The 22,386-nt window shown below is 61.2% G+C and carries 19 protein-coding genes; 8 read left to right on the top strand and 11 right to left on the bottom strand.

Going from position 1 to position 22,386, the window contains the following annotated elements:
- Nucleotides 1-16: 16 nt before the first annotated feature.
- From OHL16_RS06110 to smc, 6 genes are all read right to left on the bottom strand, one after another.
- Nucleotides 17-1,936, bottom strand: a complete 1,920-nt coding sequence (locus OHL16_RS06110; RefSeq protein WP_263366178.1) for a type II secretion system protein GspD — start codon at nt 1,934-1,936, stop codon at nt 17-19.
- A 31-nt stretch (nt 1,937-1,967) separates the two neighbouring features.
- Entirely contained in the window at nt 1,968-2,246 is a 279-nt protein-coding gene (locus OHL16_RS06105) for a helix-turn-helix domain-containing protein (RefSeq protein ID WP_263366177.1), read from the bottom strand.
- A gap of 51 nt (nt 2,247-2,297) precedes the next feature.
- Complete coding sequence (locus tag OHL16_RS06100) at nt 2,298-2,834, bottom strand: CvpA family protein (RefSeq protein ID WP_263366176.1); 537 nt, start codon at nt 2,832-2,834, stop codon at nt 2,298-2,300.
- On the bottom strand, nt 2,831-3,724 hold the full coding sequence (locus OHL16_RS06095) for a phosphoribosylaminoimidazolesuccinocarboxamide synthase (protein ID WP_263366175.1): 894 nt from the start codon (nt 3,722-3,724) through the stop codon (nt 2,831-2,833). Before OHL16_RS06095 ends, OHL16_RS06100 begins: the two co-directional genes overlap by 4 nt.
- A gap of 17 nt (nt 3,725-3,741) precedes the next feature.
- Entirely contained in the window at nt 3,742-4,392 is a 651-nt protein-coding gene (locus tag OHL16_RS06090; RefSeq protein WP_263366174.1) for a hypothetical protein, read from the bottom strand.
- Between the two features lie 83 nt (nt 4,393-4,475).
- The gene (smc, locus tag OHL16_RS06085; RefSeq protein WP_263366173.1) at nt 4,476-8,402 is read right to left on the bottom strand and encodes a chromosome segregation protein SMC; all 3,927 of its coding nucleotides are present in this window, start codon (nt 8,400-8,402) and stop codon (nt 4,476-4,478) included.
- Between the two features lie 360 nt (nt 8,403-8,762).
- On the opposite strand from smc, the gene OHL16_RS06080 reads away from it, so the two are divergent.
- From OHL16_RS06080 to OHL16_RS06070, 3 genes are all read left to right on the top strand, one after another.
- On the top strand, nt 8,763-9,620 hold the full coding sequence (locus OHL16_RS06080) for a hypothetical protein (protein ID WP_263366172.1): 858 nt from the start codon (nt 8,763-8,765) through the stop codon (nt 9,618-9,620).
- Nucleotides 9,620-10,006: a c-type cytochrome gene (locus tag OHL16_RS06075; RefSeq protein WP_263366171.1), complete on the top strand. Its 387-nt coding sequence runs from the start codon at nt 9,620-9,622 to the stop codon at nt 10,004-10,006. The genes OHL16_RS06080 and OHL16_RS06075 overlap by 1 nt, the downstream gene beginning before the upstream one ends.
- A 274-nt stretch (nt 10,007-10,280) precedes the next feature.
- On the top strand, nt 10,281-11,600 hold the full coding sequence (locus OHL16_RS06070; protein WP_263366170.1) for a hypothetical protein: 1,320 nt from the start codon (nt 10,281-10,283) through the stop codon (nt 11,598-11,600).
- A gap of 269 nt (nt 11,601-11,869) precedes the next feature.
- Here the strand turns inward: OHL16_RS06070 and OHL16_RS06065 are convergent, their stop codons facing one another.
- The gene (locus OHL16_RS06065; RefSeq protein WP_263366169.1) at nt 11,870-12,664 is read right to left on the bottom strand and encodes a TIGR00282 family metallophosphoesterase; all 795 of its coding nucleotides are present in this window, start codon (nt 12,662-12,664) and stop codon (nt 11,870-11,872) included.
- 58 nt (nt 12,665-12,722) lie between these two features.
- On the opposite strand from OHL16_RS06065, the gene OHL16_RS06060 reads away from it, so the two are divergent.
- Nucleotides 12,723-13,100 carry an RrF2 family transcriptional regulator gene (locus OHL16_RS06060; protein WP_263366168.1) on the top strand — a complete coding sequence of 126 codons (378 nt, stop codon included), beginning with the start codon at nt 12,723-12,725 and terminating at the stop codon, nt 13,098-13,100.
- Between the two features lie 288 nt (nt 13,101-13,388).
- Here the strand turns inward: OHL16_RS06060 and lysS are convergent, their stop codons facing one another.
- Complete coding sequence (lysS, locus tag OHL16_RS06055; protein ID WP_263366167.1) at nt 13,389-15,152, bottom strand: lysine--tRNA ligase; 1,764 nt, start codon at nt 15,150-15,152, stop codon at nt 13,389-13,391.
- Nucleotides 15,153-15,250: 98 nt separating this feature from the next.
- Here lysS and OHL16_RS06050 point away from each other — a divergent pair, with 98 nt between their 5' ends.
- From OHL16_RS06050 to OHL16_RS06035, 4 genes are all read left to right on the top strand, one after another.
- Nucleotides 15,251-15,487 carry an AtpZ/AtpI family protein gene (locus tag OHL16_RS06050; RefSeq protein ID WP_263366166.1) on the top strand — a complete coding sequence of 79 codons (237 nt, stop codon included), beginning with the start codon at nt 15,251-15,253 and terminating at the stop codon, nt 15,485-15,487.
- Nucleotides 15,488-15,898: a hypothetical protein gene (locus OHL16_RS06045; protein WP_263366165.1), complete on the top strand. Its 411-nt coding sequence runs from the start codon at nt 15,488-15,490 to the stop codon at nt 15,896-15,898.
- Nucleotides 15,899-15,933: 35 nt separating this feature from the next.
- On the top strand, nt 15,934-16,665 hold the full coding sequence (gene atpB / locus OHL16_RS06040; RefSeq protein WP_263366164.1) for a F0F1 ATP synthase subunit A: 732 nt from the start codon (nt 15,934-15,936) through the stop codon (nt 16,663-16,665).
- 170 nt (nt 16,666-16,835) lie between these two features.
- A complete protein-coding gene (locus OHL16_RS06035; RefSeq protein ID WP_263366163.1) occupies nt 16,836-17,138 on the top strand; it encodes an ATP synthase F0 subunit C in 303 nt (100 codons plus the stop codon).
- Between the two features lie 104 nt (nt 17,139-17,242).
- On the opposite strand, the gene OHL16_RS06030 is transcribed toward OHL16_RS06035, so the two are convergent.
- From OHL16_RS06030 to nuoL, 3 genes are read right to left on the bottom strand one after another with little or no spacing between them, the layout of a single operon-like run.
- Nucleotides 17,243-18,733 (bottom strand): NADH-quinone oxidoreductase subunit N, encoded by a 1,491-nt coding sequence (locus OHL16_RS06030; protein ID WP_263366162.1) that lies wholly within the window; start codon nt 18,731-18,733, stop codon nt 17,243-17,245.
- Nucleotides 18,733-20,283, bottom strand: coding sequence for a complex I subunit 4 family protein (locus tag OHL16_RS06025; protein ID WP_263366161.1), 1,551 nt, complete (start codon nt 20,281-20,283; stop codon nt 18,733-18,735). The genes OHL16_RS06030 and OHL16_RS06025 overlap by 1 nt, the downstream gene beginning before the upstream one ends.
- A 53-nt stretch (nt 20,284-20,336) precedes the next feature.
- Complete coding sequence (gene nuoL / locus OHL16_RS06020) at nt 20,337-22,373, bottom strand: NADH-quinone oxidoreductase subunit L (RefSeq protein ID WP_263366160.1); 2,037 nt, start codon at nt 22,371-22,373, stop codon at nt 20,337-20,339.
- Nucleotides 22,374-22,386: the final 13 nt, after the last annotated feature.

Below are 22,386 nucleotides of genomic sequence, written 5' to 3'. Positions count from 1 at the left end.
GATATTGAGATGCGCCTCAATCCGACCCGGGCAGATTGAGCGCGATACGAGGCCCGGCGGCTGTATTTCCCCGGTGGCGAACAACGTGAGGAGTAATGAGCAGTACCAACTCGCTCGTGTCAGAATCTGTCGTCTTGATCGCTGTCACTGTCTGGAATCCGGGCAACTCGCCCAGACCCGGAAGGCCATTCACCGCCGCAGACTCCTGCTTGGTGAGGGAACTGGCGATCAGCGCCGTTTCGCCATCGCGTACCGTCACATCTGAGACGTACTGCCGACTGGCGAGTATGGGAATATTATTCAGCGACGTGCCCGCCAGCGCTTCGATCTTCAGGTCCAAATGCATAGCAATTCTGCCGGATCTCTGCACCACGGGTGTTGCCTTCAGAGTGAGGCCGAGGTCTTCATATTGAATCTGTGGAACGCTGACGCTTGACACCTGGGATAGCAAGCTTGTCGCGCTGATTCCGTTGATGGTGACTCCTGCTAATTGTGAGACCGTTGGTGTGGCGCCGCTGGAGTAGATGCCGGTTGTGACGGGGTAGCGCGTCCCAGCCCGAAAGGTTCCGGTCTGCTTATAGCCGACGCGGAGTTGGATGTTGTCCAGAGCTCGCGTGTCACTGGAACTGAGCGCGAGGTGGAGGTTCGTAGGCGGCATTGTGACGCCGCCCAGGGTTAGACCGCCGCCGAAGAGGCCAATCGTGCTGCTTAGTAGGGTACTCTGGACCAGGCCCGAAGAGATCAGCGCGAGCGCGATGGTAATGTCGCTGGCGTTAGCGGGGATTAACCCCTGTGAGATCGCTTGGTTCACCAGCGACTGGTTTGCCGTAACCAGGTCATGGGCCGCGCTCTCGACGCTGTAGAAGCCAATCTGCTGCGGAAACTGTATGCCGATACTGCGCTGCCGCGTCCGGTCAACGGAGTAGAGATTGATATCCAGAAGGACTTCGCCGCCGCCGTCAATCAGGTCGGCCAGCGTCACGTTAACAGCGTTCAGCGTCTCTTCAGGGGCGCGAATCAGTAATGTGCCTGAGCCGTTCAGCACGGTCGGCTGCTTGACGTCGAAGACGGTGCGAACCATGTTGCTGAGCTCCGACATCTGCTCCGGCGTCAGGCTGGGGATGTAGATCGTTTCCTGCAACTGGCGCTCGAAGCGCTGCCGGTTTTCGGTCGTATCCTTAATGACCAGCGCACTATGCGGATCGAGTGGCACAGCGAACAGGCCCGCCATCTTCAGCACGATTTGCGTGGCCTGCTGGTAGTGTGAGTCGTCCAGGTCGAAGCGCAGGTCCTGCCTCTGGACAGAATCGTCGAAAACGGCTCGTATCCCGTAAGCCGCCATGACCTGACGGACAACATCCCTGGAGTCCCCGCGGATGTTGAAGCTGCTGGTGCCTGGACCCGGCATAAGCCTTACTGGACCCGCAATGGCCGGGCCGTGCTGAGGCAAAGACTGGATCTCCGGATTGAAAGCAGGAGGAGCAGGGGAGCTGCTCAGGTGCTGGGCCACGATGCTGTTTTGCGGGTCAAGTGCCCGCGCAGCGGCAAGCAGCGCCTCTGCTTTCTTGCTCTCTCCCAGCAGGCGCGCTTTGCCAGCCTGCTGCACCAGTTCAGTCACCCGGTGCTCGCGGGCCAGGCTGGCCGCAAGGGCGTAATCTTGATTGTCGGGATTCAGCGTAGCGGCCTTCTCAAACCGAGCCTCGGCCCCAGCCAGGTCGTTGCGGTCCAGAAGGCGGGCGCCTGCGAGGTAGGCGTCCTCTGCAGCAGCAATCTGACGTTTGCCCGGGGCGGGCCTCGACGAACTCGCGACGGCCTGTTGTGTTGAACCAGTGCCGGGAGCAGGCGTTTGAGCCGGAACCAGGGTTGAAACGCCAGTCATCGCGAACGCGATCATCTGAATCGCAAGCGGGGCGCGTGGTTGAGGCTTGGATGCCATGAACTTCTGAAGCGTTAGACGACGCAGAATGCTATCGGGCGCTTGCGATGCTCTGCACACGTGGCCGTTCGCTGGCGACAGGCCTGCGCATTCCATTCCGGATCTGTGCCGTGTCCAGGTCCAGCTCGGCGAGTGTGCGGCTCAGGGTGTTGCGGTGCATGCCCAGCTCTTCAGCGGCCTTGCACTGATTGCCCTTGTGATGAGCGAGAACTTCGAGGATATACCGCTTCTTGAACTGCCGAATGGCGTCGGCGTATGAGATTCCTGCACTGTGCATCTGAATAATCAGACCATCCATTTCGCGCTTCAAGGGCGTACTCCTTGCTCGTCGTCTTTCGTCTGACGCTTCTTCATTTTCCCCTTAACTGTGCGGCTTGATCCACCCGGGTGCGGTGTGCTTGAGTTCTTCCGCGCCCTTCCGAATTTGCTGTTGCAGGTCGTGGGGTACAACGAAGGATACCGCATGAGCCCCGGCAAGGAAATAGGGAACAAACCGGGAATTTTTCGTCCAGGCATTCTGAGGCAGAAAGGCCAATGCCGCCATCAGGATCGCCACGCCCAGCAAACATCCCCTGATCAGCCCGAATCCTGCCCCCGCCAGCCGGTCGAAGAAGCCCAGTCCGATGGCATCCGCTGTCCGATGCAGCAGCTTGCCGAGGATGGCGGCTAAGACCATGATCCCGATTGCGATAAGAAGGAAGGCCACAACATTGGCAATGGAAGCAGTCGTGATAAGTCTGCCGAGCCGTTGCGCGAGCCAGGGGTAATTCCAGCTTGCCAGGAGGATACCTGCCACGAGGCCGACCAGGCCAAAGATCTCTCGCACCAGACCCCGCATGAAGGCCGCGACGGTCGAGTACGCGAGCACGGCAAGAAGGATCCAGTCGAATCCGTTCATAGCGTTGGACGGCCCGTAACCAGCCTGAAGGCCTCCAGATACTTCTCCCTCGTCTTTTCGATGACCTCGGGTGGTAGGGGAGGCGCCGGGGCCTGCTTGTTCCAGCGGATCGACTCCAGGTAGTCGCGGACGTACTGCTTGTCGAACGAAGGCTGCGCGCCGCCGGGCGAGTATGTGTCCGCGGGCCAGTAACGCGAGGAGTCAGGCGTGAGTACCTCATCGGCCAGAATGATCTCGCCGTCGATCTCCCCGAACTCGAACTTCGTGTCGGCGAGAATCAGGCCCTTGCTCTCGGCGTGCCTGGAGGCCTTCTCAAAGATCGCAAGCGTCAGATCGCGCAGTTGTGCCGCCCGCCCGGCTCCAACCGTGGCCTCCATCGTGGCAAAGGAGATGTTCTCGTCGTGGCCGCCAGTGTGGATCTTTGCAGCCGGCGTAAAGATGGGCTCAGGGAGCCGATCGGACTCGCGCAAACCGGAGGGCAGGCGAATGCCGCAGACCGAGCCGTTCTCCTGGTAGTCCTTCCAGCCCGAGCCAGAGAGATAGGCACGCACGACGCACTCAACGGGAAACATCTTCGCCCGTTTGACCAGCATGCTGCGCCCATCAAGCTGATCGAGATACGGTTTGAGCTGACCGGGAAACTGCCTGGCGTCGGCAGTGATCAGGTGGTTCTTCACCGTGCCTTTCAGGAGATCGAACCAGAATAAAGAGAGCTGCGTGAGAATGCGCCCCTTGTCCGGAATGCCGCTTCCCAGGACGTGGTCAAAGGCCGAGATGCGGTCGGTCGCGACGAAGAGAAGCTGGTGGTCGTCGAGGGCATAGATGTCACGAACCTTGCCGCGCGCCGTCAGGGGCAGGGAACCGAGGTCTGTTTGAAGAAGTGCTGTCATTGTTTCTCCTGGCGCTATCACTTGAACTTGTCCGTGTTGCGCATATGCATAGGAAGTGTTCGTTCCAGTGTCTGCTGTCCGGGATGGCCGGGGCAGATGAATTGGACTGTTTTGGCGTTGGGGTCAGCGATGGCGGAAGACTTTGCCGCGTCGCACTGGACCGTGTTGAACGCAAATCGCTGGACGAGGTGATGCAGAAAGGGGGCGAAGGGAGGCTTGTAGTACACCATAACGTCGAACCCGCTATTTTGATCTCCCCAAACCTCCCACGCGATCCTTTCACTCATGTAAGGACCGCCGATCGATGAGATCTCCGCCGGCTGCGGCTCGAAGAGAAGCGTAAGCGGCATCAGGAGACTGGACCCGAAGGTGGGAGTCAACAGAATCAGTGCACACAATACGGTGAGCCACTGGGGGCGCATCAGGCTGAAGCGTACTAACACAATCTCAAATCCGGCTGCTGCAGCCCAGTTCAGCAGAGCATTCATTCTGCCCGAGGTCATGCTCCATTGCGTTGCGGCAAAGAGCACGCGAAGCAGGGTCAGGGTGACCCCGGCGCCGATGAGCAATGTCTGCAGCCGCTCTGGGAGGTGCCACCAGAAAAACCGCAGCACAATCATTGCTGTGGTCAACAGAGCAAGCGCAGCCATCGTCAGCGGAATATACATGCCTTCTGTAGCTTAGTTCGTCTCCGCCGCCTCGCCGCAAAAGAAATGGCGGGGCAGCACCGGCGCCACCCCGAGGATCAGCATCACGCCACTGCCCGCCGGGTATCGGAGGCATCGCGCCGGTTCAGATTGACGCTGACGATCTTCGAGACGCCCGGCTCCTGCATGGTGACTCCGTAGATGACGTCTGCCTGGGCCATCGTCCGCTTGCTGTGCGTGATCACCACGAACTGGGTGGTTGCGCTCATGTCCGCAATCAGTTTGGCGAAACGGCCAACGTTGGTCTCGTCCAGCGGCGCGTCCACCTCGTCCAGAATGCAGAACGGCGCCGGCTGGAACTGGAAGATGCCGACCAGCAGGGATAGCGCGGTGAGAGCCTTCTCTCCTCCCGAAAGAAGGAGGATGTTCTGCAGCTTCTTGCCAGGAGGCGAGGCCACGATGTCGATCCCGCTCTCGGCCGAGTTCTCCTGGTCGGTCAGTTTCATGAACGCCTGACCGCCGCCAAAGAGCTTCGTGAATGTCACCGAGAAGTTCTCGTTGATCACCTTGAACGCCTCGTCGAACTTAAGCTTCGAGACCTCGTCGATCTCCTTGATTGAAGCCTGCGTGTTTTCGATCGAGTCCAGCAGGTCCTTACGCTGCGTCTCGAGGAACTCATGCCGCTGTGATGTCTCGTTGTACTCTTCGAGTGCCATCATGTTCACGGGCCCCATCGATTCGAGCTTCTGCTTCAGCCCGCGCGCCGCCTCTTCCTCAGTGTGAAGGGCATCGCCCTCGATCCGCGCAATCGCCGCGTCCTCGCGAAGCGTCGCAGCCTCGACGGCCAGATCGTTCAGGCAGGTCGCTTCAAGATGCTCGATGTCTGAGGCCAGCTTCGCCGCGCGCGCTGTCAGGCCCGCGCGCTGCTCACGAAGCGCCTCCGTCTCATGCCGCAACGTGCGCAGCTTCTGGTCCAGCTCGCCAAGCGAGGCCCGAAGTCCCGCAGCCTCCTCGGTCAGCCGGGCGCCTTCAGCCACAGCGTTGGCCCGGGTTTCCGCGATTTGGCTGTGCTCGGTGGCGAGCGTCGCGGTCTCCTCCTCGCGTCGCAACTTCTCAGAGCCTGCGGACGCAAGCTGCTGCTCCAGTTGCTGAATCCGTTGGGTCTGCCCGTTGTAGAGCCGCGCCGTCTGGTCGAAGTTCGCCTGCGCGTTGCGCCGCCTCTCCTCAAGCCCTGCCAGCGCGGCCGAGGCCTGTGCCGCCTGCTGCTGCAGCTCCTCGCGTCGGCTGCGAAGCTCGTTCAGGCGTTGCTGCAACTCCGCGAGCTGACCCTCCAACCCCGCGCGCTCTGCCTCGACGCTCGCCGCCTCCTGCTGCTTCCGAGTGATCAGCTCAGTCTTCTGGTTGCGGGCGTCGCGATTACGCTCAGTGGCCAACGACCACTCCTGCAGGCGCCGCTCGATCCTTGCCGTCTCCGACTCCATCTGGCGCAGCGCCGCGCCAGAGTTCGCCGACTCGCGCTCTGCATCGCGCCGTTCGTGGGTTTTGCTCTCAATTCCTGCGTTCAGCTCCGCAATCTGTCGCTGCAGCTCGGCTGTCCGAAGGTCGGCCTGGGCCAGTTCCTGCTCGGCCTGCTCGATCTTCTGCTGGACCTCATTCAGCTCACGCTTCAGCGCCAGCGGACCCTGTGCTCTCGCCCTGCCTCCCGTCACCGTCACGTTATGGAACGTCTCCCCGGTTGGAGATAGGAAGAACGCATGCGGATTCGACAGCGCCAGCGTCCGCGCCGTGTACGAGTCCGGTGCCACATAACCCTCGCGCAGCTTCGGCAGAATCACCTCCAGCGATTTGCCGAAGCCATCCAGCACGCGCACGCACTCCCGCAGCGGCACAACGCCGTCGATGCTGGCTACATTCGCAACCGCCCCGCTCTCCATCCCCTCCGTGAAGGCGAAGTTCGCCTGGGCGTCGTGCGGATGCACCATGAAGGTCGCGCGCCCGGCGACGTCGGTCTGCAGCAGGTGCATCCCGGCGTTGGCTGCGTCCCAGCTCTTGACCACGACGTAGTTCAACTCGTCGCGCAAGAACTCGTCGACGACGCTCTCGTACTTGCCGTCAACCTCGAGGAAGTCAGCCAGCGTGCCGACCGGAGCCATGTTGTCGTGTGTCCGGTCCTTCGTTGTCTTGAAGATGTTGCGCACCGTCTCTGTCGAGTAGCTGTGATCGCGAATCAGCCCTTCGAGCGAGTTTCGCCGCCCGTTCAGCGAAGCGACCTCGCCGCGAAGCTGATCTCCGCGGCGCTTGCTGTCGACTTCCTCGCGACGCCGCGCGTCGAGGTTCAGCCGCATCTCGGCAATCTCGGCCTCCAGCCGCTTCAGCCGCTCGGTCACGGATTCAAAGGAGAGCCTCACCTGCCCACGCTCGATTCCCAGTGTCTCCAGTTCCATCCGCGCCGTCTCGGACTCGCGCTGCAGCCGCTCTGCCTCCTGCTCCATGCTCGCCAGTGACGCAGCGGCCTGCGCCTCTTCGCTGCGAGTACGCGAGGCGCGGTCGACCATCTGCATCATCGATCGTCGAATCTGCTCGGTCTGCTGTTCCACTGCGCTCAGCGTGCGTACAGCCTCCTGGGCTTGCGCCTGCTGCGCCTGCGCCGCCTCGCGCGAGCCCGTCGCTTCGGACATCGCGTTCTCAAGGAAGCTCTTGTGCTGCTCCAGCTCTCCCGCCAGTCCGGTCAACTGCTCCCGGGCCTGCGTTAGCTCCTCGGCCCCCGTCGCGAGCCGCGTTGTCAGCTCGGCGACGCGGTCGGTGTTTGAAGCCGTTCGCGCCGCGATCCGCTCCAGTTCCACGGCAGACTGGTTCGCCTGCGCACCGGCCTCTCGAATCTGCTGATCCAGCGTATAGCCCTTGCGGATGCCCTCCGTGTGCTCGACATCCATCTGCTCCACGGTCGCGGCCTGTGCGTCGATCTGTGTCGCCAGCGCCGCAATCTGCTCGGTCGTCGCGGCCTGCTCGGCATCCATCTGCGACATGCGGCTGGCCAGCACGACGCGAAGCCGCGTCCGCAGCTCATCGCGCAACGCCCCATAACGCTCTGCCTTGGCCGCCTGACGCTTCAGCGTCGCCATCTGCCGCGTCACTTCTTCAAAGATGTCGTTCACGCGCGCGAGGTTCTGCTTGGCGGACTCAAGCCGCAGCTCCGCCAGACGCTTCTTCGTCTTGAAGCGCGTAATTCCAGCGGCCTCTTCGATGATGCTGCGACGGTCCAGAGGCTTGGAGCTCAACAGTTGTCCGATGCGCTCCTGCCCGATGATCGCGTAGGACTCACCTCCCAGGCCTGTGCCCATGAAGATGTCCTGAATATCGCGCAGACGGCAGATCTTGCCGTTCAGAAGATACTCTGAGTCGCCCGAGCGGAACAGCCGCCGGGTGATCGTCAGCTCGCCCGCTCGCACCGGTGCGCGGTTGAACTTCCGTCGCCGAATCTTCAGGACAACACTCCCGGGTATAGCGTCCCCGGCCGCAGCGTCATTTTCCGCCGCGGCGCTGTTGTCGGCGGCCTCAGCCGCGACCGCACCCTCGACCTGCTCGCCCGCTGCCTCCCCCTCAATCACCACGCCGGGCTGCGCCTCAGCAACCGCGTCCTCGGTCTCCTGCGCCCGCTGCGCCCGCATAGCGGTCTCATCCCAGTCCGACGAGTGTTCCGCGGGGTGCTCGTCCGCGATCACAACCTCAGGGCCATCCGGGGGCAGCGCGCCGTCGTAGACGTCGGGGTCCACCAGAGTCAGCGACACTTCGGCCATACCGGTCGGTTTGCGATCGCGCGTTCCTGCAAAGATGACGTCCTCCATCTTCACGCCGCGCAGGCTCTTGGCCGACTGCTCACCCAGCACCCACGTAATGGCGTCAGAGATGTTCGACTTGCCGCAGCCGTTCGGTCCCACGATGGCTGCGATGCCTTCGCCGGAGAGCTGGACCTCTGTGCGGTCACAGAACGATTTGAAGCCGAGGATCTGAACTTTTTTCAGCTTGAGCAAGGGCACCTCTTGGCCCCACCCGAGGTCTTCCGGGGGAGGGAGCACTCTAGTCTTTTAAGACGGATTTAACTCTAGCCTCGGCCGAGCGTGGAATCAACGGGTACAACACTACTGGTTGTGGATAAGGGGTATTTAATCCCACAAATGGGTAGCAATTGATATTCGGCTCACTTTTCAACCCAGCGAAGAGTTATTCAGGGTCGATCCAAATCCAGTTCCAAAAAATGATATAAGACTAATAAAGTCTTATATTGAACAGATGGATGCAGAAAAATGACACTTCGCTGTTCGTTGCTTCGACTTGATATGCGACTGTTTTAGTCTGCAATTGTTCCTTTATGAAAGCAGGTTTGATCCGAAATGCTGCGTTACCTTTGTGCCATGTGGTTGGGACTGGGAGCAATCCTTCCTATCTCCGCCCAGGAGCTTCCGTACTTTGTCACCTACTCTCACCACATGGAGGAGCCCGGTTCACTTGAGGTCGAGTCAAAAATTGCCACAGGCAAACCGGAAGACGGCAATCGTTTCGGCGGAAATGCCTTTGAATTGGAGTACGGCACCACGGCCTGGTGGACGTCTGAGCTCTATCTAGAGGGGCAGACGACAGCGCATGACAGCACGGTCTTTACAGGGTACCGCATCGAAAATCGTGTGCGCCCCCTGCTGCGAGAGCATTGGGTCAATCCAGTCCTCTACTTCGAGTTCGAGGACATCAATGGTGCGAACAAGAGTTTGCTCGAAGTCGTTGGACACGACGGCAACGATGACTTGACCGGCAGCAACAGTGAGGCGCGTGCCGAGAAGAAGCGCGAGGCTGAGCTCAAGCTCATCCTCTCCAGTAACTGGAAGGGCTGGAATTTCTCGGAGAACATCATCGCTGAAAAGGACCTCCGCCATGCTCCGTGGGAGTTTGGCTACACTCTGGGAGCAAGCCGCCCCCTGCGGTTGGCTGGCGGTGTTAGATCGAACGCATTCGCTCTGCAGAACTTCGCAGCCGGAGCTGAGATGTACGGCGGGCTCGGCGACAAAGATTCGTTTGGTCTGCATCAGACGTCGCACTACTTCGGACCAACGTTCAACTGGAATATCCCCGGAGGTCCCAGGATTACGGCTTCGCCGAATTTCGGGTTGAACGACCACAGCGTCGCGCGGATCTACCGATTCGGAGTGGCTTACGAGATCGGCCAGCTCTCCCGCTACTTCAAAGGAGGTCGCTGATGCGCGCCATTATTGTGGCAATCGCCATATCCTTCTCAGCACCGCTTGTATTCGCAGCCTCCGATGGTGTCTGGTTGAAGCGGGTCCCCGACCAGGACCGTGCACGAATAAACCCTTACGCCCTGGATGAAAATGCTGCCGCTGCCGGAGCACTTTTGTACAAGCGGAACTGTGCGTCCTGCCATGCGGCCGATGCGAGCGGGCAAGGCAAGCGCCCCAGCCTTCGGACCACACGAGTACAGCATGCGAGCGACGGCGAGCTTTTTTGGCTGCTGACCAACGGAAACCTTGGCCACGGTATGCCGTCATGGTCTCGGCTGCCTGAAGATCAGCGCTGGCAATTGACGCGCTATCTGCACTCTTTGCCGCTCGAAGAGACAAAGTGAAGCCCCTGACTTTGCGCCATTTGCACGTCAGTTTTTTGTAAAAGGTCAATGCTTTTGAGCATCGCTGCTTGCCATAGAGCAACGTGATTTCTATAATCCGCATCATCACGTGCCGTGATGCACAGCACAGGGAAGCCGAGGCCAGCAGGGATGTTGGACACAAGCGTAACCGGTGTCGGGTGCATCATCCATGTGTCTATCCGATTCATTGACCCCCGGGGCCACCGGCAGGCAGAATCTGAAGAGAGATCTACTCATTATTGAGGAGTGTGGAATGAAGAAGGCAGTCGTTGCGTCTCTCCTGGCGGTCGCTAGCGTTGCACCTTTGGCGCGTTTTGCGGTTGCACAGACCCAGGTCAATCTGGGCTCAAACGCGCAGCAGGGTGGTGGCGTCCAGATGCCCCCTGCCGAGTACAACGCGTACAACAACGCGATCACGCAGAGCACTCCGCAGGCGAAGGCTCCGGCTCTGGAGGCTTACCTGACTGCCTACCCGCAGTCGGCGGTCAAAGCTGACGTGCTCCAGCAACTGATGCTGGCCTACAGTGCTTTTGATCCTGCAAAGACGGTCGATGCTGCTGACCGGCTTCTCCAGGTTGATCCGAACAACCTCCGTGGGCTTACCTTTGAGGTCTACTTCCGCCGTCAGGCGGCCGAGCAGCTCACCGATGCGGCTGCGAAGCAGGCCGGTCTCGACAAGGCTGCCGAGTATGCGCAGAAGGGTCTCGCCGCTCCCAAGCCGCAGGGTATGAGCGATGCTGACTTCAATACGATCAGGTCCAGCGCCACGCCCATCTTTGACAGCGCTATCGCAGTTGATGCGCTCAACAAGAAGGACACCGCTACCGCGATCGACAACTTCAAGAAGGAACTCGCCAGCGTTCCTGTCGATCAGACGACCAAGCCCGGCCCCATCCTGCAGGACACCTACTACCTTGGCCTGGCCTACCTTCAGTCCACGCCTCCGGACCTGCTCAACTGCGCCTTCTACCTGGCTCGATTCGTCTCGTTCGCTCCCGAGCCCTATAAGTCGCAGACGCTTCCGACGGCCCAGTACTGCTACAAGCGGTATCACGGCAGCCCGGACGGCTACGACGGTCTTGCCCAGACGGCGCAGGCGAACCTGAACCCACCCGCCAACCTCGCGACCACCATAACCCCTGCTCCGAAGCCTGCGGACATCGCCGCGCAGACTGTGGCCAGTACTCCGGACCTCTCCACCCTCGCGATCAGCGACAAGGAGTTCATCCTGCAGTACGGCAAGCCTGAGGACGCCGCCAAGGTCTGGGACACCATCAAAGGCAAGTCGGTCCAGGTTCCTGACGCAACCGTAGTCGCGGTCTCTGACACAGCCCTCCAGGTCGCCGTCTCCGACGATGCGGTTCAGTCGAAGACTGCCGACTTTACTTTCCAGCTTGCCGCAGCGTTGAAGACTCCTCCAGCGGTTGGAGACAAGGTGACCGTCAGCGGAACCTATGCCTCCTTCGCGCCGAGCCCGATAATGATCACGATGAGCGATGGGGCGGTCGTTGAGCCGAAGAAGGCCCCGGTGAAGAAGCCGACTGCGACCCACCACCCTACCCACCGTCAGTAGTCAGACACTAGCTGGAAAGAGGGCAGCCCGTCTGGGCTGCCCTCTTTCTTTGTTGCCCCCCACCCCTACCAAAAGTGTGCAAAATATTCCATCGAAACAAGATAGGTCCGGACTTCCTTTGGCGTTAAAGAACAAAGCCCCGATAGGCTCGGGGCTTTTCCAGCTAAGACCATTCTATCAGGTCGGAAGGCGAATCATGCCACGTGCAAGTGATTGATTATTAGCATGTTAGTCCCTTTAGGGGCTTGACAGGATTTCATGTGGAAAAGTCATTCGCCGAGCATGATGTGCTGGATGCTGTACGCTCGTCCGGTAGCTCCGTCACAGCTGATGAGGGCGGCGCACATCTTGGGGTTGCCCTTGGCGGGCTCGAACTTGCCGGGCATGCCGGTGAGGAAGCGGTTGAGGACGAGCTCGGTCTCGACGCCGATGACCGAGTCGTAGGGGCCGGACATGCCTACGTCAGTCTGGAAGGCGGTTCCCATGGGCAGGACGCGGGCGTCGGCTGTGGGGATGTGGGTGTGGGTTCCCAGGACGGCGGTGACGCGTCCGTCGAGGAACCAGCCGAGGGCGACCTTCTCGCTGGTGGTCTCGGCGTGGATGTCAAGGAGAATGACCTTGGCCTTGATCTGGCTGAGGAGCTCGTCGGCCTTGCGGAATGGATCGTCGCAGGAGGACATGAAGACGCGGCCCTGGAGGTTCAGGACGGCGTAGGTCTGGCCGTTTGGGAGCGTGCCCTCGTAGACGCCGAAGCCCGGGGTTCCGACGGCGTAGTTGGCCGGGCGCAGGATGCGGCGTCCTCGTTCATGGGAGTCGGCGGGGACGGTCATGTACTCGAAGATCTCGCGCTTGTCCCAGATGTGGTTGCCGGTGGTGATGACGTGGGCTCCGAGGTCGAAGATCTCCTCAGCGATGGAGGGGGTGATGCCAAAGCCTCCAGCGGCGTTTTCGCCATTGATGACAAGGAGATCGACGGAGTTGGTTTCGAGGACGTGGGGCAGGTGTTCACGTACGATGTGGCGGCCGGCGGAGCCAAAGATATCGCCGACGAAAAGAATGTTCACAAAAAAGATGCTATCACCCGCAGTGTGCGTGGCTTGCAGGTGTGGTAGTTTGCTTGGCATGGCACAGAGTGAGCGTTTTCAACTGAGCGTGCGGGTGCTGGCAGTGCTGGCCAGCGAGCCGGAGAATATGCACACATCGGCGTCGATTGCCGAGACGCTGAAGGAGAGCGCGGTGATGGTGCGGAGGGCGTTTCTGCTGCTGCACAAGGCGGGGCTGATTGTGCAGCGCAAGGGGCCGCACGGGGGGGCGAAGCTGAAGGTCTCGCCCAAGCAGATCGGCCTGGGGGATGTGTTTGCAGCGACGGCGGGGGACTGGCTTAGTGTGGACGAAAAGGCGGTGACGGGGCTGATGAAAAAGGTCAGGGCCGATGCGGTGGAGGCAATGAACGAGCACTCGCTGGCGCAGGTGGTGAAGAAGATGAAAAAAGCTGGTTAGCGAGTCAGCAGGTCAGCGGGATTTGGTGGGGTGAGAGCCTTGATGGCTTCCAGAAGGGCGGTTCAGGCACGCCATCAATGGGGTACCCAGTTTGTGGCGGCCGAGGTTTTTACTTTCCCACCCTTCGCGATGAAGCTGCGAAGGATGGGGCACCCGAGTATTTGTGGCGCTCTGGGTGGAATGCCGGGATTCTTCGCTGCGCTCAGAATGACCGTAGCTAAGAGGCTGCGCTTGGAATGACCGTAGCTAAGAGGTTGCGCTTGGAATGACCGATTTGTCGAATGATGCCTACTCGGCGGATTCTCCGTGGGGTTGGCCTTGTTTTTCGGCTAGCTGGTCGGCGGTTTTTTGCTGGGGGCGCATGAGGGGGAAGAGGATTACGTCGCGGATGGAGCGCGAGTTGGTGAGGATCATGGTGAGGCGGTCGATGCCTATGCCCTCGCCAGCAGTAGGGGGAAGGCCGTAGCCGAGGGCGCGGACGTAGTCCTCGTCGATGGCGGACATGGCCTCTTCGTCGCCGCGCTCTTTTTGCTCGATCTGCTGCTGGAAGCGGTTGTGCTGGTCGACTGGGTCGTTTAGCTCGGAGAAGGCGTTGCCGACCTCGAAGCCTCCGATGTAGAACTCGAAGCGCTCGACCCAGTCGGGCTCTTCGGGCTTGATCTTGGAGAGAGGGGAGACGGCGAGGGGGAAGTCGTAGATGATGGTGGGTTGGATGAGGTGGGGTTCGGCGAGACCCTCAAATACGTCAGCAATGATCTTTCCCAGTGGTACGTTCTCATCTTCAATTTCTTGTGCCGGAATCCAGAGCGCATCGTATTCGTAGTCATCCTCTGAGAGAGCCAGCATCGCAGAGTCAACGCAACGACTCAATTCGGCGCGATTGTCGAAAGTCGACAATGACGGAACACGAGATTTTTTCGGCCACCACTTGATGATGGCCTCGCGCATGGAGAGCTTGGTCCAGTTGCCGAGGTTGATCTCGTTGCCGTTGAAGTGGGTGATAAGGGAGCCATTGACTTCCATTGCTACGAACTTGATGAGCTCTTCGCTGAGGTTCATCAGGTCGTGGTAGTTGGCGTAGGCCTGGTAGAACTCGAGCATGGTGAACTCGGGGTTGTGCTTGGTGCTGACGCCTTCGTTGCGGAAGTTGCGGTTGATCTCGTAGACGCGGTCGAGGCCGCCGACGACGAGGCGCTTGAGGTAGAGCTCGGGGGCGATGCGGAGGAAGAGGTCGATGTCGAGCTCGTTGTGGTGGGTGGTGAAGGGACGCGCGGCAGCTCCGCCGGCGATCTGCTGCATCATGGGGGTTTCGACTTCGAGGTAGCCCCTCGTGTCGAAGAAGGCTCGAATGGCGCGGAGGATGGCGGCCCGCTTGACGAAGACTTCGCGGACGTTGCGGGATTCTTCGGGTTCCGGTTGTGTTTGTGGCGCCTCGGGAGAACTACCGGGGTTCTTCGCTTCGCTCAGAATGACCCCGTCTGAGGGGGAGGGGTTTAAAGCGGGTTTGTCGGCCTTGGCAGAGTGACCGGTGTTCATGAAGAGGTCGACGTAGCGCTGGCGGTAGCGTAGCTCGGTGTCCTCGAGGCCGTGGTACTTGTCGGGGAGGGCGAGCATGGCCTTAGCGAGGAAGGCGATTTCGGAGACGTGGACGGTGAGTTCGCCGGTGCGGGTGCGCATGAGGTAGCCGCTGACGCCGATGTGGTCTCCTAGGTCGAGGAGCTTGTAGAGGGCGAAGGCGTTCTCGCCGACGTCGTCTTTGCGGACGTAGATCTGCAGACGCTGGCCGTTCTGCTGGAGCTGGGCGAAGCCGGCCTTGCCCTGAAGGCGGATGGCCATGATGCGTCCGGCGATGCGGACGGTGGTGCGGTTGGCTTCCAGCAGCTCGCCGGAGACGGGGGACTCGGGAGAGTCGTACTGGCGCTTGAGGTCGGGGATGAGGGCGGTGAAGTCGAAGGAGTTGGGGTAGGTGGCGTAGCCCAGGGCCTTGATCTGCTCAAGTTTGTCGCGGCGCTGCTGATAGAGCTTCTGCTCGAAGTCGGAGTCGAAGAACACGAAGTTTCCTTTGAACGGGTGTGGTCGTTTTTCAGTATAGCGGCGGGTGGAGGCGGGAAGGGAAAGCGGTGGGGATGTCGTGATGTAATAGTTGGGCTATGGCGGATGACGACAAAAAAGGCGGCGGGCTGGGCGAGCTGGTGAAAGCGGAGTCGATGATTCAGCTGGCGATTGCGCTGCCGGCCGGGTGCCTGATCGGATGGCTGATCGGCGAATGGCTGGACAAGCACTTCCACCAGACCTGGATGGGGGTTGTAGGGATTTTGCTGGGGGCTGCCGGCGGGTTTATGCAGATCTTCCTGACTGCGTCGCGATATCTGAAGAGGGGGAAGTAAGTGCGGGCTTTGGAGAGCTTTAGTGATGAGGACTTTCGCCAGACGGTGATGCGGGCGCTGCGGCTGCTGGCCGTGGTGACGGTGGTGGCGGCTCCGCTGCTGTGGTGGAAGCTGGGGTGGCAGTCTGCGGTTCTGCTGGTGGTGGGAGCGGCGATCTCGGGGTCGGGGCTGTTTGAGTGGCTGCGGCTGATGACGGCCGTGATGGAGCGGATGGACGGCGGAGGGAAGGCCAGACCGATGGGGATGGTGCTGGTGGGATTCTTCCTGCGGCTGGGCCTCACGGTAGTGCTGCTTTATGTTAGCCTTAAGGCACTCAATGGTTCAGTGTATGCGCTGGCCGGAGGCCTTGCGCTGGGAGTGTTTGCGCTCACAGTGGAAGGTCTCAAGCTGCTGAAGGCGTGGACCGTTTAGGCGAGATTAAGAAAAGATTCTGCTGATTTTTCTATATGCCAACCCAGCTTTTGTTTACCCGTTTTTTGAATGCCTACTTCGCAGAGCCTGTGACGGCTCTGCTGAAGTCCGTTCACGTGACACCGCAGTATCCTGAGGCTCCAATTTCGAACGCCTTCGCGATGGAGCTGCTGGTCTTCCTGCTGCTGGTTGCGTACTTCGTGGTGGTGCGGCTCTCGTTGAGCATTGAGAAGCCGAGCGGAGTGCAGCACATGGCCGAGATGACCAACGAGTTTGTCGAGGAGCAGGCAGAACAGATCATCGGACATGGCTCGGAGCAGTTTGTCAGCTACCTGACGGCGCTGTTCCTGTTCATCCTGCTAGCGAACCTGCTGGGGCTGGTGCCGGGGCTGGAGTCGCCAACCGCGAACGTTGTGGTTCCGCTGGGATTTGCGCTGGTGACGTTCCTCTACTACCACTTCCACGGTCTACGGGCCAATGGCGGCGCGTACATCAAGCAGTTCCTCGGGCCGGTGTGGTGGCTGTCGTGGCTGCTGTTCCCGATTGAAGTGATCTCGCACTGCGCGCGTGTGCTCTCGCTCACGGTTCGACTTTACGCGAACATGTTCGCTGGGGATCTCGTGACGCTGGCGTTCTTCTCGCTGGTGCCGGTGGGAATTCCGCTGATCTTCCTGGGGCTGCACCTTGGCGTCGCCGTGGTGCAGGCGTATGTGTTCTTCCTGCTGGCGTCGATCTACCTGTCGCTTGCCGTGGCGCACGATCATTAAAACGCGACCGCGGGTTTGCACGGAAAACCGCGGATTGAATTACCGAATTGAGTTTGTCTGGGAGGGACTCCCTCTTCCGGGCAGCAACAACGCCGCGAGCGTGAGGGTGCCAGCACGGTGAGCATCAACCACCCACTGGCGGCGTATCTGACGGGAGATGGAGTAACACAATGAAGCAGTTGCAATATCTGTTTATGTCGTTGGCCGCAATGCTGCTCGCAACGCCGGCCTTTGCGCAGAGCGCAGTCGCGCCTGCCAATCAGTGGGTTCCGCTGGCTGCCGGTCTGGGCATGGCCCTTGCGGCTGGTCTCTGCGGTCTGGGTCAGGGCAAGGCGACGGCCTCGGCAACCGAGGCCCTGGCGCGCAACCCGGGAGCTCGTCCTGGAATCTTCATCTTCCTGATTCTTGGTCTCGCATTCATCGAGTCGCTGGCGCTGTTCACCTTCGTCATCATCTTCCTCAAGGTGAAGTAAGTTCTTAGTTTTTAGCTGCTAGCTTTTAGCTGTACGAAAAGCCCTCGCTTCGGCGAGGGCTTTTCTGTGCGCGCGAGACTCTTCAATGAATTGAAGAATGAGATTTACCGGCTGGTGGCCGTGGTGCTTTGTGCGGCAGGCGCGGTGGCTGTAGCGCTGCGCTGGGCGAGCGAGAGCACGCGGCCCGGGGCGATGCCGAGCAGCAGTGTTGCGACGGCCGTGAAGGTTAGGGCTACCGCTGCCGGAATGCTGACAGAGGGAATCTGGTTGAGGCGGCTGTCTTCGTGGGGCTGGCGGCTGTAGAGTGCGGCCAGCAGTCGGAGGTAGTAGAAGCAGGCGACTCCACTGTTGAGCAGGCCGATCACGGCGAGCCAGACGCGGCCGGAGTGCAGTGCGGCGGTGAAGACGTAGAACTTGCCGAAGAAGCCTCCGGTGAACGGGATGCCGATGAGGGAGAGCAGGAAGAAGCCGAGCACGGCGGCCAGCACGGGGCGCTTGAGGGCGAGTCCGGCATAGTCGTCGATGGTACGGACCTGCTCGTCGTAGCGGGCGATCTGGGTGATGACGGCGAAGGCGCCCACCTGCATGGCGGAGTAGGCAGCAGCGTAGAAACAGGCAGAGGCGATTCCATCTTGCGGGAAGGCAGTGAAGGCGACGAGCAGGTAGCCGGCGTGCGCGATGGAAGAGTAGGCCAGGAGGCGCTTGACATCGCGCTGGAGTAGCGCGCCGAGGTTGCCAATGGTCATCGACAGGGCAGCGAGGATCCAGATGAGCGCAGCCCAGCGGTGCTCTATGCCAGCGAAGCCCGAGAAGGTGATGCGGAGCAGGACGGCGAAGGCGGCCATCTTGGGAGCCGTGGACATCATGCCGACGATGGGGGCCGGGGCTCCCTGGTAGACGTCGGGGGCCCAGACGTGGAAGGGCGCGGCGGAGACCTTGAAGCCGAGGCCGATGAGCATCATGCCTAGAGCGAGGAAGGCGAGCTTCTGCGTTGGGCTGGAGCCAAGTGTCTGGGCGATGGCCGCGATCGACGTGGAGCCTGTGGCTCCGAAGGCCAGCGCGATGCCGTAGAGGAAGAAGGCAGTGGCGAAGGAGCCGAGGAGGAAGTACTTGATAGAGGACTCGACGCCGGTGGACTGGCCCTTGCGGAAGCCGGCCATGATGTAGGTGGAGATGGAGGAGATCTCGAGGCCGATGAAGACCATCAGGAGCTCGACCGAGCAGGTCATGAACATCATTCCCACAGCGCCGAAGAGGGTGAGGGCGAAGTACTCGCCGGCGTGGGTGGCGTTGCCTTCGAAATAGTCGAGCGAGCTGAGGAGTGTGACCAGGACGACGGCGGCGATCAGCAGGTGGAAGAAGACCGAGAAGGCGTCGGTCTGGACCGTGCCATAAAAGGCATGGAGCGTGCCGAAGCTGAGCTGGTACCAGCTTGCGAGGCCTGCAGCGAGAGTCCCGAGAATGGCGAGCCAGCCGAGTGGCTTGCGCGAGCTGCCCGCAGGGAGCATGGGCTCGGCCAGCATGATAAGAACGCCGGCGATGGTGAGGATGTACTCGGGCAGAAGGGCGACGATGTTGGGGGAGAGGCTCGGCATTAGCGCTGGCCTCCTTCTGAGGTGGCTTCAAAGTTCACGGTTGTGGCCTGGGTGTGAGTGAGTGTGGCGGCGATGCGGCTGCCAGCGGTATCGATGGCGCGCATGAACACCGGAGAGGCGACGCCCATCACGAGGAAGATGATGACGAGCGGCCAGAGGGCGAGGTGCTCGCGGATGTCGAGATCGACAGCCGGAACCGATTCGCTTCTGGGACTGAGATCGCCGTAGAAGACGCGCTGGATCATCCAGAGCATGTAGGAGGCAGTGAGGATTACGCCCGTGGTGGCGAAGGTGGTCCAGGCGATGTGGTGCGCGACGGCCGACTGCATGGAGCCGGAGAGGACGAGGAACTCACCGACGAAGCCGTTGAGCATGGGCAGGCCAACGACAGAGAGTGAGGTGATGACGAACATGGTGACGATCCACGGGAGCTTCGCAGCGAGGCCGCCGTAGTCGCGCATGTCATAGGTTCCGTAGCGCTCGTAGAGCAGGCCGAGCAGCATGAAGAAAGCAGATCCGCCAAGGCCCTCGTTGAGGGTCTGGTAGATTCCGCCGTCGACGCCCGCGATCGTTAGGGCGAAGATGCCGAAGATGACCATGCTGACGTGGCCGAGGGTTCCGAAGGCCGCGAGGCGCTTGAGGTCCTTCTGGACGAGCGCGAGCAGCGCGCCGTAGACGATGCCGATGGCTCCAAGGGCGATCATGAACGGTGCGATGCGGTGCGACTGCGCGGGGAAGATGCCGAAGGAGAAGCGCAGGATGGAGTAGAGGCCGAGCTTTCCGGCCAGCACCATGACGACAGCGGTGGGGGCTTCTGAGATGGCGTCGGCGAGCCAGCCGTGCAGCGGGAAGACAGGTACCTTTACGGCGAAGGCTGCGAGGAAGGCGAGTGAGGCGAGCCAGAGCGCGGCGGAGTTGCTTGAGATGCTGTGCGTCGCGGCAAGCTGCGCGAGGACGGGCATGTCGAAGGTGCCGGTCTTCGCGTAGAGCCAGAGCATGGCGACGAGGAGGATGGCCGAGGGGATGAAGGCGTAGAGGAAGAACTTGATGGCGGCGCGCCGGCGATGCTCGGTGCGCCCGAAGGTGGCGATGAGGATCGCCGTGGGAACGAGCGAGAGCTCCCAGAAGGCGTAGTAGAGAAAGAGGTCGAGCGAGACGAAGACGCCGAGCATCGCGACCTGTAGGAGCAGGAAGAGCGTGTAGAAGAGGCGGCGGCGGGTGCCGATGGCTCGCCAGGAGATAAGGACGCCGAGCGGGGCGAGCAGGCCGGTGAGGACGACGAGCCACATGGAGAGGCCGTCGGCACCTACGTGGTAGTGGATCGATGGGTTGGCGATCCACAGGAGATTCTGCTCAAACTGGAAACTGCCGGAGGCGGCGGCGTAGTCGTAGTGGAAGGGAAGATGGAGCGTGAGCAGGAAGGTCACGAGGGTGACGGCGAGGGCGCTCCACTGCTGGATGCGGTCGCGGTCGGGCAGGAGCGCGAGGACGATGGCTCCGGCGAGGGGGACGAAGGTGATGATCGTCAGGATGGAGTGGTCGAGATTCATCGGTTCCTTGAGTACGAAAGCAGATCCCTGAGGGATGACAACCAAAGTTAGTGCTACCAGAGTGAGCGGCCAAAGATCATGACAAAGATGACGGCAGCGGCGCCGAGTGCGAGCCAGCCGGCGTAGGAGCGAATGTTTCCGGACTGAATCTGCCGGGTGAGCTTACTGAGGCCCTTGGTAGTGGCTCCCGCGGCTGCACCTGAGCCGTTGATAAGGCCGGTATCGACGAGGCCTCCAAGAATGAGGCGCGAGAACATGAGCAGCGGTGTGACGATGATGAGGCCGTAGAGTTCGTCGATGTAGAACTTGTTCAGGACGAGGCGGTAGAGGGTCGGGGACCGCTGCGCGAGCGCGGCTGCCATGCCGGGCTTGCGGTAGTAGAAGAGCCAGGCGATATAGAAGCCGATGGCGGCGGCGAGGACGGAGACAGCGGCGAGGCCAAGCTCAGTCGAGTGGCTGACGGCTTCCGCTACTGGGGCTCCGGCGCCGAAGACTGGATCAAGGAAGCTGCCGATCTCGTCGTGACCCAGCATGGCCGCAGGGATGCCGACCCATCCGCCGATGATCGAGAGCAGAGCGAGGATCATGAGCGGGAGGGTCATGACGAGCGGGGACTCGTGGACGCCGTGGGCGTGTCCGGCGTGGCGGTCGTCGTGATCGGCGACCATGACGGTGTGAGTGTCTGACTGGGCGTGGACGGCGGCTCCGTGGTTGTGGAGGTCGGCTTGTTCCTCGAAGCGCTCCTCACCCCAGAAAGTCTTGAACCAGAGCCGGAACATGTAGAAGGATGTCATTCCGGCGGTGACGAGGCCGACGAGCCACAGCAGTTTGCCGATGGGGTTGTCGCTGGTGAAGGCGCGGAAGAGAATCTCGTCCTTGGAGAAGAAGCCAGCGAGCGGCGGGATTCCGGCGATGGCGACGACGCCCATCGTCATGGTCCAGAAGGTGACGGGGATGCGCTTTCGCAGGCCGCCCATTTTGCGCATGTCCTGCTCGCCGCCCAGGGCGTGGATGACGGAGCCGGCGGCGAGGAAGAGCAGCGCCTTGAAGAAGGCGTGGGTGAGCAGGTGGAAGATTCCGGCCGCGTAGGCTCCGACGCCGCAGCCGAGGAACATGTAGCCGAGTTGGGAGACGGTCGAGTAGGCGAGGACGCGCTTGATGTCGTGCTGCACTAAGCCGATGCAGGCGGCAAAGATGGCGGTGGCCGCGCCGATGATGGCGACGACTCCGAGGGCGTAGGGGCTGTGGTCGAAGAGGACGTGGCAGCGGGCGACCATGTAGACGCCCGCCGTGACCATCGTGGCCGCGTGAATGAGGGCCGAGACGGGCGTGGGGCCTTCCATGGCGTCGGGGAGCCAGACGTAGAGAGGAATCTGCGCGGACTTGCCAGTGGCTCCGAGGACTAACAGGAGCGCGATGGCAGTAAGGAATCCGCCCTGCCACTCATGGTGTTGCGAAATGGCGTTGAAGACGGTGGAGAAGTCGAGCGAGCCGAAGTGGGCGACGAGGAGGAACATCGCGAGGAGGAAGCCGAAGTCGCCGATGCGGTTGAGGATGAAGGCCTTCTTGCCGGCGTTGGCGGCGGAGTCCTTGCGGAAGTAGAAGCCGATGAGCAGGTAGGAGGCGAGGCCGACGCCTTCCCAGCCGACAAACAGCAGCAGGAAGTTGGAGGCGAGGACCAGCACCAGCATGAAGAACATGAAGAGGTTCAGGTAGGCGAAGAAGCGCCAGTAGCCCTCCTCGTGCGCCATGTAGCCGACGGAGTACACATGGATGATGAAACCGACGCCGGTGACGACACCGAGCATGATGAGCGTGAGGTGATCGACGGTAAGGGCGAAGTCGGCGTGGAAGCCCGAGATGGAGATCCAGCTATTGCCGAAGAGGGTCGCGACGGTCTGGATGGACTGGGGTGCGCCGGGGGCCTTCATGCTGAACCAGAGCCAGATCCAGAGAGCGGCGGGGATGGCGGTGAAGACAAGGGCGACGGCGGAGACGAGAGCGCGCGGCAGACGGCGGCCGAGGGTTCCGTTGATGAGGAACCCGGCGAAGGGAAGCAGCGGAATCAACCAGAGATAGGAAGCGGGCATCGGAAGTAACGAT

Source organism: Edaphobacter bradus (genome assembly GCF_025685645.1).
Classification (GTDB): domain Bacteria; phylum Acidobacteriota; class Terriglobia; order Terriglobales; family Acidobacteriaceae; genus Edaphobacter; species Edaphobacter bradus.
This window is presented reverse-complemented; position numbering and strand designations above follow the sequence as displayed.